Annotated in this window: 9 protein-coding genes; 5 read left to right on the top strand and 4 right to left on the bottom strand. The window is 60.8% G+C overall.

Annotated features, from left to right (window positions below; genetic code table 11):
• Nucleotides 1-156: 156 nt before the first annotated feature.
• Nucleotides 157-2,592 carry a GSCFA domain-containing protein gene (locus tag BUE15_RS06305; protein ID WP_073282232.1) on the top strand — a complete coding sequence of 812 codons (2,436 nt, stop codon included), beginning with the start codon at nucleotides 157-159 and terminating at the stop codon, nucleotides 2,590-2,592.
• 231 nt (nucleotides 2,593-2,823) lie between these two features.
• Nucleotides 2,824-5,373, top strand: coding sequence for a replication restart helicase PriA (gene priA, locus BUE15_RS06300; RefSeq protein ID WP_073282230.1), 2,550 nt, complete (start codon nucleotides 2,824-2,826; stop codon nucleotides 5,371-5,373).
• An 8-nt stretch (nucleotides 5,374-5,381) separates the two neighbouring features.
• Here the strand turns inward: priA and BUE15_RS21900 are convergent, their stop codons facing one another.
• Both BUE15_RS21900 and BUE15_RS06295 read right to left on the bottom strand, forming a co-directional pair.
• On the bottom strand, nucleotides 5,382-6,053 hold the full coding sequence (locus BUE15_RS21900; RefSeq protein ID WP_170865202.1) for a hypothetical protein: 672 nt from the start codon (nucleotides 6,051-6,053) through the stop codon (nucleotides 5,382-5,384).
• A gap of 68 nt (nucleotides 6,054-6,121) precedes the next feature.
• Nucleotides 6,122-6,745 carry a hypothetical protein gene (locus BUE15_RS06295; protein WP_073282228.1) on the bottom strand — a complete coding sequence of 208 codons (624 nt, stop codon included), beginning with the start codon at nucleotides 6,743-6,745 and terminating at the stop codon, nucleotides 6,122-6,124.
• 182 nt (nucleotides 6,746-6,927) lie between these two features.
• Here BUE15_RS06295 and BUE15_RS06290 point away from each other — a divergent pair, with 182 nt between their 5' ends.
• From BUE15_RS06290 to BUE15_RS06280, 3 genes are all read left to right on the top strand, one after another.
• Nucleotides 6,928-7,716, top strand: a complete 789-nt coding sequence (locus BUE15_RS06290) for a class I SAM-dependent methyltransferase (protein ID WP_244535891.1) — start codon at nucleotides 6,928-6,930, stop codon at nucleotides 7,714-7,716.
• A gap of 68 nt (nucleotides 7,717-7,784) precedes the next feature.
• The gene (locus BUE15_RS06285) at nucleotides 7,785-9,023 is read left to right on the top strand and encodes an S-adenosylmethionine:tRNA ribosyltransferase-isomerase (protein ID WP_073282224.1); all 1,239 of its coding nucleotides are present in this window, start codon (nucleotides 7,785-7,787) and stop codon (nucleotides 9,021-9,023) included.
• Between the two features lie 87 nt (nucleotides 9,024-9,110).
• Nucleotides 9,111-9,428, top strand: a complete 318-nt coding sequence (locus BUE15_RS06280) for a hypothetical protein (protein ID WP_073282222.1) — start codon at nucleotides 9,111-9,113, stop codon at nucleotides 9,426-9,428.
• Between the two features lie 76 nt (nucleotides 9,429-9,504).
• Here the strand turns inward: BUE15_RS06280 and BUE15_RS06275 are convergent, their stop codons facing one another.
• Together BUE15_RS06275 and BUE15_RS06270 are read right to left on the bottom strand one after the other, a co-directional pair.
• Nucleotides 9,505-12,090, bottom strand: a complete 2,586-nt coding sequence (locus BUE15_RS06275; protein WP_073282220.1) for a M14 family metallopeptidase — start codon at nucleotides 12,088-12,090, stop codon at nucleotides 9,505-9,507.
• A 135-nt stretch (nucleotides 12,091-12,225) separates the two neighbouring features.
• A complete protein-coding gene (locus BUE15_RS06270; protein ID WP_073282218.1) occupies nucleotides 12,226-12,492 on the bottom strand; it encodes a hypothetical protein in 267 nt (88 codons plus the stop codon).
• Nucleotides 12,493-12,672 lie beyond the last annotated feature (180 nt).

Genomic DNA, 12,672 nt, shown 5'->3' with positions numbered 1-12,672 from the left:
CCGGCTGTTTGCACAGCCGGGCCTTTTTTTTAACCCTGCACCAGCCCTTTTCTCGTAGCTCAGGAATACGGCGCCCATTGGGCCCGTATTTGGTTGAACCAACGATGTTGAGTAGGTTGCCTGTCCGTTGGCCGGTTTCGGCCGTATCTTTTAGGAATGTTTCGTACTGAATTACCGCTTGTCCCGCACCCGCAGCAGTTACCGCTTTCCGCTCGGCTACTGACGATAGGCTCTTGTTTTTCGGACAGTATCGGCAGCCGGCTGGCCGCTGATAAGGTTCACACTCTGGTTAATCCTTTTGGCACCGTCTTCAATCCGGTGCTGGCCTGCCGCTTGCTGCGGGCTGCAGCTGGTGAAGACATGGACTGGCAGCAGCACTTGGTGCAGGCGCGGGGCCGCTGGCAGAGCTACGACCTGCACGCCAGCCTGGGTGCCGAGTCGCCGGTGGAACTGCTGCAGCATATCCAGCAGGTAGTGCGTGATACGGGCGTGTTTCTGGCCACTGCCGATGTGGTAGTGCTGACGCTGGGCACCGCCTGGACGTACCGCCTCAAGGAAACCGGCGAATTGGTCAGCAACTGCCACAAGCTACCCGCCGACAAGTTCGAGAAGGAACTGCTCACACCGGACGAAATCATCAACGCCGTAGCGGAAACCCACGCCTATCTGCGCCTGCGCAATCCGAAGCTGCGCTTCGTGCTCACGGTAAGCCCGGTGCGGCACGTAAAAGACACGCTGCCGCTCAACTCCGTTAGCAAGTCAGTGCTCCGGGTAGCGTGCCACTACCTCAGCGAGCTGCTGCCTGATGTTTCCTACTTTCCGGCCTACGAGCTGCTGCTCGACGATTTGCGCGACTACCGCTTCTACGCCGAAGATATGTTGCATCCGTCGAAAGTAGCAGAAGACTATATCTGGGAGCGGTTTGCCCGTACCTATTTTGACGCCGGCTTCGGACGCTTCCGTAAGGAATGGGAGGCCGTGCGGCAGGCCCTCAACCACCGTCCGCTTTATCTGGCTGCCCCGGAGTACCGTCAGTTCCTGGAAAGCACACTCGAGAAACTGGAGCGCCTTTCCGGTCAGGCCGATGTGCGCATGGAACTACTGGACGTACGCCGCCGACTGGAAAGCCTTCCGCTGCCGAAAGAACCGGAGCCCGAACCCGAGGATGATGAGGAGCGGATTGATATTGGCGAATTCTCGACGGTTACTCTACCCCGCTCCGGTATTGCTGCAGTAGCGCCGGAGCCAGTGGAAGAAGCCGAAGAGTTCGAAACGTTTGAGTCAGTTTCCGCGCCCACTTCCGCCACCGAATACCAGGAGGATGAGCAGGACGAGGACGCAGCGGAAGCGGAAACTGCCGAAATCCTGGGTGAAGTGGCGCCAGCCAAGAAACGGCGGCGCAGCCGGGGCGGTGCTAAGCGCAACAAGAAGAAACATGCTGCCCGCCTGGCCGCAGAAGCGGCTGAACTTGCGTCCGGTGAGGCTGTGTCGGTAGCCATACCGCCGGCTGATGCCAGCCCTGAGGCACCCACGGTGCCACTGCCTCCTGCGCCGGCAGTCGTCATCACTGCTGATGCAGAACAGCCGCTACAAACTGCGCTGGAACGGCGCAAGCGCAATTCGCGCCGCGGTGGCCGGGGCCGTCGGGATGCTGATGCCTCTATAGAACCGGCAGGCACCGCCTCTCCGGAAGAGAACCGGCAGCCAGAAAGCTCCGCCCCTGCGCAGGCGCCACTCGCGCCCATGCCAGCGCCAACTGTGGAAACGGGCTTAGAGGATACAGCCTCTGCGTCGGCCACCGAAGCCAGCGGAACCCGTCGGCCTGAGCGCACAGGCCGTTCGGCCAGTGAAAAAAGGGCCGCAGCCATCCGGAAGCCGCACCGCAGTTCTTCGCGCTTCAAAAGCCTCTACAACGAAGACGCTCCGGCCGCCGCTGAGGCTCCGGTGGAAACTATGCCTGCAGAGCCACTCCTGCCTGCTGCAGACACAACCGCAGTAGCTGCATCGGAGCCTGCGGCAACTCCTGCTCCCGCTGCCTCCGCCTCCGCCATTCCGGATACGAAAGGAACCGGCGCTTCGGGCCAGTTGAGCGCCAACGGCAAAGCAACCCGCTCCGACCGGCCGAAACGTGGCGGGGCTAAGCCTGCTCCCGTAGAAGCGGCCGAAACAGCATCTGCTACAGAAACTGCCGAGGCCCCCGCCGCTAATGCACCTGTTGCGCCGGCAGAAGATCCACCGAAAACCGTCCGTAAGCCGCGCCGCGCCGCGCCCAAACCGTTAGTGTCGCAGACTCCTCCCCCAGAGGCAGTAGCTCCTGCAGCTCCCGAAAGCGGTGCGGAAGCCGCTCCAGCTACCGATACGGCGGCACGGCCAGCGCGCAAGTCGCGGGCAAAACACAAGGCGGCTGAGTCCACTGCAGCAGCCGCGGAGGAAGCTGCGCCAAAAGCCCCAGCCAAAAGCCGCCGTAAGCCGGCCGCTACCAGCGCTGCTGAACCAACTGAACCGGCAGTTCCCGCGGCGGCACCGGCCAAACGGCCTCGGCCACCGCGGCGCAAACCAGCCGCCCCCGATACGCCACCGGAAAACGCCTAGCGTCCTTGCTCAAAACCCGACCCTATACGGTCGGGTTTTGTTTTGGATATGCTGCAAGCGGGTTGCTTGGTTACCGATAGTTTGCCACCGAGAACAGAAAGCAAGTGAGCGAGTTGCTGATACCGGGGCACAACTAACCCAATATAGCCTTCCTGTTTTACTCAGGAATTGCCTGCGAAGTGCGGCCGCCATCGTGCTATCTTTACCATCCGCTTCCAGTTTGCTTCCCTTTTGAGCCTTACGTTCGACTTTGTTCAATCGCAGCCCGAGCCGGCCGCCGACCGGGTCACGCTCTTCGCCGACGTGATTCTGCCCCTGCCGCTGCCCAAGCTGTACACCTACCGCGTGCCCTTCGAGCTGAACGACCAGGTCGTGATTGGCGGGCGTGTGATTGTGCAGTTTGGGGCCAAGCGCACCCTAAGCTGTATTGTGGCGGCGGTGCACGAAACGCCGCCCAAGGACTATCAGGCCAAGTATATTCTGGAGTTCATCGACGAAACGCCCGTCGTGACGCAGCCGCAGCTGAAGCTGTTCCGCTGGATGGCCGACTACTACCTGTGCACGCTGGGCGAAGTGATAAACGCTGCCCTGCCCGCGGCCCTCAAGCTCAACTCCGAAAGCCGGATTCAGCTGCACCCGGTCTGGATGAACACCGACGAAGCCGACCGATACCCGCTGAGTGAGCAGGAGCAGAAAGTGGTGGCGGCGCTGCTGGATGGCGAGGAAGGCAAATCCATGACCTTCACGGAAGTCGGCGACGTGCTGGGCGTTGCGTCCTTCCACAAGGTCATCAAGAGCCTGATGAACAAGGACGTCATCTTCCTGTTTGAGCATCTGGCCGACAAATACTCGCCGAAGGTGGTGAAGAAGGTGCGGCTGGCCCACCATTTTGTGGCGGAAGCTGCGCTGGAAGGTTTGTTTGCCCAGCTGGCCAGCAAGGCCAAGCAGTTGGATGTGCTGATGCGCTACCTGCAGAAAGTGCCGGTGTACCAGAACGAGCACGCCAACCACAACGGCATCGAAAAGGCCTACCTCACATCGGCGCCGCACCTCTCCCCTTCCGCCGTCAATACGCTCATCAAAAACGGCGTGCTGGAGCAGTTCGACCAGATTGTGTCGCGGTTCCCTTTGGACGATGCCACGGAAGCCAACATGCACTTCCAGCTCAGCGAAGCGCAGCAGGTGGCCCACGACGACATTCTGGACCAGTTTCAGACCAAAGACATTGTGCTGCTGCACGGCGTGACGGGCGCGGGCAAAACGGAAATCTATATCGAGCTGATCCGGCAGGCGCTGGACGGCGGCGGGCAGGTGCTGTACCTACTGCCGGAAATTGCCCTCACGGCTCAGATTGTGACGCGCCTGATGCGCGTGTTTGGCTCCCGGTTGGGCGTGTACCACTCTAAATTCTCCGACAACGAGCGGGTGGAAGTGTGGAACGGCGTGCTTTCCGGCCGCTTTCAGGTGGTGGTGGGCGTGCGCTCCGCCGTGTTCCTGCCCTTCGACAACCTAGCCCTGACCATCGTGGACGAGGAGCACGAGTCGAGCTACAAGCAGTACGACCCGGCCCCGCGCTACAACGCCCGCGAAGTGGCTTTGATGATGGCCAATTTCCAGGGCTCCAAAACGCTGCTGGGCTCGGCCACGCCTTCCGTGGAAACCTACTACCAGGCGCGCGCCGGCCGCTACGGCCTGGTTACGCTCACTAAGCGCTACGGGGAGGCTGGTTTGCCGGAAATTGAACTGGTAGATACCCGCAAGGCCCGCGAAAGCAAAACGCTGCTCAACCATTTCACGCCGGAGCTGATGACGGAAATGGAAAGCAAGCTGGCCCAGAAAGAGCAGGTCATTCTGTTTCAGAACCGCCGCGGTTACGCCCCTTTCATCAACTGCCTCGACTGCGGCTGGATTCCGAAGTGCACCAACTGCGCCGTGAGCCTGAGCTACCACAAGCAGGCCCACGAGCTGCGCTGCCACTACTGCGGCCACCACGACCGGATGCCGGTGCAGTGCCCGGCCTGCGGCTCGCGCAACGTCAAAACCGTTGGTTTCGGCACCGAGAAGATTGAGGACGACCTGAAGGTGATGCTGCCCCAGGCCAACGTGCAGCGCATGGACCTCGACACGACCCGCGCCAAAAACGCCTACCAGCAAATCATCAGCGACTTTGAGCAGCAGACCACCAACGTATTGGTAGGCACGCAGATGGTGACCAAAGGCCTCGACTTCGCCAACGTGAGCCTGGTGGGCATCATCAACGCCGACAGCATCATTCACTACCCCGATTTCCGGGCGCACGAGCGGGCGTTTCAGATGTTTGTGCAGGTGAGTGGCCGGGCCGGGCGCAAAGGCAAGAAGGGCAAGGTCATCATCCAGACCGCCGACCCGCAGCAGGTCATCTTCGACAAGGTGATGCGCAACGACTATCTGGAGTTCTACGAGTACGAAATCACGCAGCGCCGCGAGCATGGCTACCCGCCGTTCATGCGCATCATCCGTCTCACGGTGAAGCACATGGACCAGGTGCTGGCCGAGCGGGCTGCCATTCTACTGACCGGCGAGCTAGTAGAGCGGCTGGGCCGCGAGGCGGTGCTGGGGCCGGAAGCGCCCTACATTTTCCGGATTCGCAACTTCTACCTGCAGGAAATCACCATCAAGCTCAGCCGGGAGCACACGGTCCTGAAAGCCGCCAAAGCCGATATTCTGGATGCTATTAACGCCATCCGCGACCAGAAAGAATACAAACAAGCTCGCTTCGTGGCCGACGTGGACCCGATGTAGCGTCGGACTTAGTTGGCTTTGGCTTGTCGGCGCTCAGCTTTACGCTTTTCCCGAAGCAGTCCGCGTCTGCTGTTTTTGCTCGCAAATGCCATAAATGGAATACCAATAGCCAAACCGACTACCCCAAGTCGTAAAAGCGCAACTGCTACATATCCGCCGAAGGGCGTGACCAATGCGGTTATTACAGCAACAAGCCCTAATAAGAAAAAAACCACACCTAATACATTAACTATTGTAGTAGATGTATCCGCCTCGCGAATTTCATCAGCAGTTGGCACAGGTTGACGCTTGACCACGCTGGTATCAGGGAAGGATTGTTGTATGATGGCTGCGGAAACTACTGGCACGGCACGTCGCAACTGCTGTTGCGGCTCCTGTTTGCTCACAGCCAGTTGTGCAGGCGAAGGCAGAAGAACGGGCCCGGCTAACGTTGTGGCAACTAATTCTAGCTGGCTAGGCTCCGCTACCTCGGCCGCAGGCTGTGGCTGAGGTGCATGGTAGCTAGCCGCAGCAGGCGCAAACGAAGCAACTCGGGTGCTCTGGCAGCCGCTTAGCAGCACTCCTGCAGTGGCAATGCTTAGTACAAAATCTCTTATAAGGAACATGATGCTGGTAAAATGCAGTAACGGACAATATGCGCTTATATCTCCCAAAGTAAAGCAATAATTCAACGGCAGCATGGTATAGGGCAACAAAAAACCCCGGCCAGTAGTGGCCGGGGTTTTTCAAGAGCTGATAGCACCTTAGGCTATACTTCGTCGAGCAGCCAGAGGATGATGAAGATCAGACCAATGATGGCCAGGATACCGCCGATGATGCCGAATATGTTGCTGATACCGCTCAGCAAAGACACGAGCAGACCAACCAGCAGCAGGATGATACCCGTGCGCAGGTAGCCACCGATTTTGCTGGTGCCAGCCGTTTCGCTGCCCTGCTTGAACTGAACTTTGCTGGCCAGCTTGTCAACCTTCTTAACCACTTTGTTGAAAGCTACTTTTTCCATTAGGTTCAGCTTGCGCGGGGCCGCAGCCGCCGTGGCGGGCTGAGCAGCTTTTGCAGCTACCGGAGCGGCAACAGCCGCAGCTACGGGCGCTGTGGTAGTGGCCGGAGCGGCAACCGGGGCTGCGGCTACCGTTGCCGGTGCTTCAGCCACAACATTTTTTTCTTCTACAACTGCAGCCTGCGTTTCTGCCACAGCTACTTCCTGCTTTTGCGCTACTGGTGCCGTCATCTTGGCAGTGCCGTGGTAGGTAGCGTGGTAAGGCGTCGTTTTGGGCAGCATGGCGTACTCGGCGCGGTTGCAGCTGCTCATGCTCAGGGCAATAGTGGCAACGGCCGCCAGCTTGGGCAGATGATGGAAGAGGTGCTTCATACAAGAAGGAAGGTTGGTGGAAAGAACTTAAACGTGCTTTGTACGAGCCAAATTAGAACATGGCGGAAAATTTCTGCCCAAATTCCCGAATTAAGGTTCAGCTTCCACCAGCCGTAAACAGCGCCGAACGCTTCTGCCCGCTGGGATGTTGACAAGAACACGGTTTATTTGCACCTGTGCGTATGACATATTACTCCTTGTTTCGGGCAGTGGCTTTTATGGGGCTCACGCTACCGGTAGCCTGCACCCAGACACCCATGGAAAGCTCCGCTACCCTTAGTGCTGAGCAGCGGCTGCTTTCCGGCCAGAGCGCAACCGTTCCTGATACCAGCGGCTACCACCTAGCCGCTCCGCAGGACCCCAACGGCATCGGCAAGTATTACCAGGGGCGCCAGATTGCGCACGTAATGGGCCACGAAGGCGCCGAATGGCTGGAACGCAACGACCGGCAGCAGGAAGAAGGCACCGACGTGCTGCTGCGTGAGCTGAAGCTTAAGCCCACCGATGTGGTAGCCGATATCGGGGCCGGCACTGGCTATTTCTCTTTCCGCATCAGCCCGCAGGTGCCCAAGGGCAAGGTGCTGGCCGTGGATATTCAGCCGGAAATGGTGAAGTATCTGCGCGACCATAAAGTGCAGAACAAAGCCCTGAACGTAGAGCCCGTGCTCGGCACGGTGCGCAACCCCAACCTGCCGGCTGGGGGCGTTGATCTGGTGCTTATCGTAGACGCCTATCATGAGTTCGACCACCCGCGTGAGATGATGCGCGCCATCCGGACGGCGCTCCGGCCCGGCGGACGCCTGGCGCTGGTTGAGTACCGGGCCGAAGACCCCAGCGTACCCATCAAGCGCATTCATAAGATGAGCGAAAAACAAGCCCGCAAAGAGGTGGAAGCCATGGGCCTGGAGTTCGTGGAAAACGTGCAGACTCTGCCGCAGCAGCACTTGCTCATCTTTCAGCGCCCCAAATAGCCGCTTCGCTGGCGAGTAGAAGGCCGAGGCGGGCACTTCCTATAACACGGGCGTTTTACCTTTGCCCTATGTCAACCTCCTTGCCCGCCGATCCACGTCAGCTTTCCATCCACGACTACACCTACCAGCTACCGCCCGAGCGGATTGCGCCCGAGCCTCTGGCCCAACGCGACCAGTCGCGGCTGCTGGTGTCGCGCCACGGCGCGCTGCACGACCTGACCTTTCAGGAGCTGCCCGCGCAGTTGCCCCCCGATGCGCTGCTGGTATTCAATGATACCAAAGTGGTGCGGGCGCGGCTGTTTTGCCACAAGCCCACGGGCGGCATCATCGAGCTGTTTTGTCTGGAACCCGTGGCCCCGCACCGTGCCATCGAGCCGGCCATGCAACAAACCGGCGCCTGCGTCTGGAAATGCCTCGTGGGCAACGGAAAGCGCTGGAAAAGCGGCCCGGTTACCCTGGAATTCGAGAACAATGGCCAGCCGGCGCTCCTCACTGCTGAGCGGCAGGAAGCCGCCGACGGTTATTCGCTGATTCATTTCAGCTGGAAGCCGGCCGAGCTGCCTTTTGCGGAGGTGCTGCGCGGTGCCGGCCATCTGCCCCTGCCCCCCTACCTCAACCGCGAAGACACGGCTGTGGACGCCGTGCGCTACCAGACCGTGTATGCTGCCCACGAAGGTGCCGTGGCGGCGCCCACCGCCGGCCTCCACTTCTCCGAGCAAGTGCTGGCCGAATTGGCACAGCGGGGTATACAGTCGGCACGCGTGACGCTGCACGTGGGTGCAGGCACCTTCCAGCCGGTGAAGGCGGAGCGTATGGAGGGCCACGCCATGCACGGCGAGCCTATCAGCGTTTCGCGGGCAACGCTGGAGCAGCTGCTGGGTCATCTGCCGCGGCCCGTAGTCGCCGTAGGCACCACCAGCCTCCGCACGCTGGAAAGCCTGTACTGGCTGGGCGTGCAGGCCACGCAGGGCCAGCTTTCTGCCGATGTGGTGCCCCACGTCAGTCAGTGGCAGCCCTACGAGCCCGGCTCCGAGCTGCCAGCTACGGAGGCTTTGCAGGCCCTGCTCCATTTTCTGGCAGCCCAGCAGCTCGACACGCTGCACGCCACCACCCAACTGCTGATTGCGCCGGGCTACCGGTTTAGGGTGATTGGCGGCCTGGTTACCAACTTTCATCAGCCGGAAAGCACGCTGCTGCTGCTGGTGGCGGCGCTGCTGGGGCCGGGCTGGCGGCAGGTGTACGAGCACGCGCTGGCCAACGGCTACCGGTTCCTCAGCTACGGCGACAGTTCGCTGCTGCTGCCGTAGGGGCTTCGCAGGCGGGGCGGCAACCTATTTCTTCAGCGCCGTATAAGGCTCAGGTTGTATTTCAAACCTCCCTTGACACTAAAAATCATGAAAAAGATGCTCATGCTGCTTGCTGCCGCAGCCTTCTCTACCGCAGCCTATGCCCAGGGCGACAAAGTAGTCGTTCGGGACGAAACCACTGGTGCCAAAACCGAAACCACCGTGCGCGACAACGGCACCGTGAAAACCGAAACCCGCACCGGCCGCACCGAAGCCGGCCAGAAAGCTTACAACACGAAAGAAGACGTGAAGTACGCTGGCAAGAAAACCGGTAACGCCGTTGAAAAAGGCGCCAAGAAAACCGGCAAAGCCGTGAAAAAAGGCGCGAAAGCCGTGAAAAACAAAGCTGAGGACGTAGTAGATTAGTCTGCTATATCCCATGCAAAAAAGCCCCGCTGTTCGCTCAGCGGGGCTTTTTTGCGCGCCAGCAACTCAGAGCCGGCTACTGGCCCACAAAAAACAGCGCATTGCCGAACAGCAGCTTGCCGCCCTGCCAGAAGCCCCGGAACAGCGGATTATCGGCGAGGTAGATGACCTGCCCGCGGCCCATATCCTGAGCGCCCAGCACAAACGTGTCGTTGAGCTTGCGGCGGGCGCCACGGCCCGTGAAACCAGCGGCATAATTGTCGCGCTTCAGCACGCCTACGTTCCAGCCGCCTTCACCCAGAAAGCGGTAGTTGAGCGTGTCGCGGATGAGGGCAAAATAGGTGCTGCCATAGCCGAAAGCCAGCGGATGCGTGTTGTCGAGGTGCACGCGGTAGACGCTGCCCTGCACCCGGTCAACTATCTGAGCGCGTTCGGCGTTGGCGTAGGGCTTCAGCAGCCGGTAGGGGTCGGCGTTGCGAGTGGCGGAGCTGTCGGCTGGCTTGGCCCGCAGCAGGAATTCCTTCTTGCCGGAGAAGAAAGCCGCCGCGCCTTCCATAGCAATGAGCCGCCCGCCGCCCCGCACCCAGGTTTTCAGGGCTTCGAGCTGCCGCTCACTGTAGATTTCGGAGTAGTCGCCATCGGGCAGAATCAGCACATCGAACTTAGCCAGCGGCACGGTGCGCAGGTAGTCGGTGCCCAGCACCGTAACGGGGTAGCCAATCTGCTGCTCGAAAAAGTGCCAGACCTCGCCAAACGCCGTGGGCGAAACCCCGCTGCCGGCCACCACGGCAATAGTGGGCTTGGCCACATTGCGCACGTAGCCCGAGCCCAGGTCGGCGCCGGAGGTAGAAAAGCCAGACTGCACCGCCCGCACCAGCACGCCCGCCGAGTCGGCCTGGGCGCGCACCAGCTGGTCGAATTTCGAACCCAGCGCTTCGTTGCCGTTGCGCGTGATGACGAGCGTGCCGGGCTGATACTGCTGTCCTTCGGCCTCAAACGCGCGACCGGCCACGCGCACCCGCACTTTTTGCTGCAGCAGCCGGCTCAGAAAACGCACGTCCTGCAGGTTGTTCCAGCGGGCGACGTAGGCATAGGGCTGCGCCGGCACCGCCGTTGCAGCGGCCACCACAGGCTTGCTGGCGGCATTGCCCGTAGCAGCCACCCGGTCTTTCAGGGCATAGGCTTTCAGCCCAAAGGAGTAAGGCAGCGCCCAGGCGGTAATGTCGTAGGTGAGGGAATCTTCCAGCGCGGGCCGGGGCTCAAACAGCACTTTTACCAGCGTCGATTTGGGCTGATACATGCTCACTACCACGTCCTGCGCTTCAATCTGCACGTTTTCATCCCGGCCCGAGAAGTAGTTGAAGCCTCGCAGGCGCTGGCGGCGCGGCGCGTACCCAAACTGTATTTGCTGGCGGCTCAGGTACTCGGTGAAGGCCCGCAGCTGGCCCGGGTCGCCGGAACCGGCCACCACAAACGTTTTGTAGGGCCCGCGCGGCGCGGTGCGGGCATCATCGAAGTACTTCTTAAACTCCTTCACCAGTTCCGCCCGGCGCTCTGCGGCGGCCCGGATGGTAGCCAGGCTGGCCGCGTGGTGGTGGCTGATGCGCTGGGTGAGCGTGAGCGTGTCGCCGTCGGTTTTGAGGTAGCGCACCCCGGCCCGGCCCGAGCCGCCTTGCTCATACGTCATGCCGATGGCCCCATTGAACGACGGGTAGGTGTCGCCGTAGCTGGGGTAGAACAGGTCGTATGTTTCGCGGGTGAAGTAGAGCCAGTTGTTTTTGTCGAATACGGCCCGGTTATAGTCGCCGATGACGCCCTGAAACTTGCGCTGGAAGCTGGTAATATCCTCATGAAACGGCTTGGCCGCCGGCGAGAAATAATACGGGTCCTCGGGGCCCATTTCGTGGAAGTCGGCGTGCACCTGCGGCAGCCACTGGTTGTAGAGCGCCAGCCGCTGCCGGCTTTCCTGCTGCGTCTGCCAGGCCCAGTCGCGGTTCAGATCAAAGAAATAGTGGTTGAAACGCCCGCCGGGCCACGGCTCCCGGTGCTCCCAGGCATACGGCGACGCGTTAGGCACCTGCGCCTGCACCCGGTTGTACCACTGCACGTACCGCTCGTGGCCATCGGGGTTCACGCAGGGGTCCACGAGCAGCACGGTATGCTGCAGCAGCTGCCGGGTTTCCTCGTTAGCGGGGTTCGCCAGGTCGTAGAGCACCTGCATCACCGCCTCCGAAGACACGGCTTCATTGCCATGAATATTGTAGCTGAGCCACACCACGGCCGGCGCATCGAGGCGGGCCGGGCCGCTGGCCAGCCCCGCCAGGCGCAGGTTGTTCTGCCGGATATCGTCGAGGCGGGCCAGGTTTTCGGGGGTGCCAATCTGCACGACCTGCAGCGGACGGTTTTCGTAGGTGCTGCCGTAGGGCTGCACCCGCATCCGGCCGCCCGAGTGCACGGCCACGTGCTCCACGTAGCGCAGCAAAGTGGCGTGCGGCGTGAAGCGGCTGCCCAGCTCATAGCCCAGAAATTGACCGGGCGCCAGCAGCGGGCTGCCAGTGGAGGTAGCAGCGCCCGGCTGGGCCAAAGCAGCACCACTCAGCAGCCACAGCAGGCCTGTTATCCCATAAAATACCAGCCGAAGCGTGCGGTACGTGTTTCTCATCAGACAACCAGTAAAGTCAGAGTGCGAAAGTAAGCAGGATACCGGCGGCGCGGGCCGGCCGCCACTGCTGCAACAACCAGAATGCAAAAAGCCCCTCAGTCTGCACTGACGGGCTTTTTCGTGAAGCCAAACGGCCTAAAAGCGTGCTACGTTGCTGTAGTCGAAATCCTGTTCTGCCTCTTTCTCCCGCACTTCGTACAGCACGTTCTCCACAATGCCGCGCCCCAGCAGGCTCAGGCCGGCATTGAACACGCCCAGGGCCACCGTACCGGCCGCCACCCACTCACCGGTGGGGGCGCCCTGCTCCTTTTTGCTGGCTGCCCACTGCACCAGGCAAGTGCCGAAGCCTACTACAATCAGCCCGGCCGGGGCAAACAACAACCATTTCTTTTTGTGCGTCATGTCAATAAGGGTGTTTTAGCAGAGAACAGAGCCGGCGAAACAGCCACGCCCGGAAACTCCCGGCGGGCTGCACCCGGGTGCGTACGTTCCAATCGTACCTTTGCCGCCCAGGGTTTCAGAAAATTACTGCTTCCCACCGGATTTCCGTTCACTGCCGGCCGGTAGCTTTTGTGTAGCTAC

This window comes from Hymenobacter psychrotolerans DSM 18569 (assembly GCF_900142395.1).
GTDB lineage: Bacteria > Bacteroidota > Bacteroidia > Cytophagales > Hymenobacteraceae > Hymenobacter > Hymenobacter psychrotolerans.
Note: the sequence above shows the minus strand (reverse complement) of the source record. Positions and strands in the feature narration are given on the sequence as shown.

What these genes read in the sequence shown, in the direction of transcription:
- BUE15_RS06305 (WP_073282232.1), top strand. Translation starts at nt 157, where the DNA reads ATGTTTCGTACTGAATTACCGCTTGTCCCGCACCCGCAGCAGTTACCG.
- BUE15_RS21900 (WP_170865202.1), bottom strand. Translation starts at nt 6,053, where the DNA reads ATGCTGCCGTTGAATTATTGCTTTACTTTGGGAGATATAAGCGCATAT.
- BUE15_RS06295 (WP_073282228.1), bottom strand. Translation starts at nt 6,745, where the DNA reads ATGAAGCACCTCTTCCATCATCTGCCCAAGCTGGCGGCCGTTGCCACT.
- BUE15_RS06290 (WP_244535891.1), top strand. Translation starts at nt 6,928, where the DNA reads ATGACATATTACTCCTTGTTTCGGGCAGTGGCTTTTATGGGGCTCACG.
- BUE15_RS06285 (WP_073282224.1), top strand. Translation starts at nt 7,785, where the DNA reads ATGTCAACCTCCTTGCCCGCCGATCCACGTCAGCTTTCCATCCACGAC.
- BUE15_RS06280 (WP_073282222.1), top strand. Translation starts at nt 9,111, where the DNA reads ATGAAAAAGATGCTCATGCTGCTTGCTGCCGCAGCCTTCTCTACCGCA.
- BUE15_RS06275 (WP_073282220.1), bottom strand. Translation starts at nt 12,090, where the DNA reads ATGAGAAACACGTACCGCACGCTTCGGCTGGTATTTTATGGGATAACA.
- BUE15_RS06270 (WP_073282218.1), bottom strand. Translation starts at nt 12,492, where the DNA reads ATGACGCACAAAAAGAAATGGTTGTTGTTTGCCCCGGCCGGGCTGATT.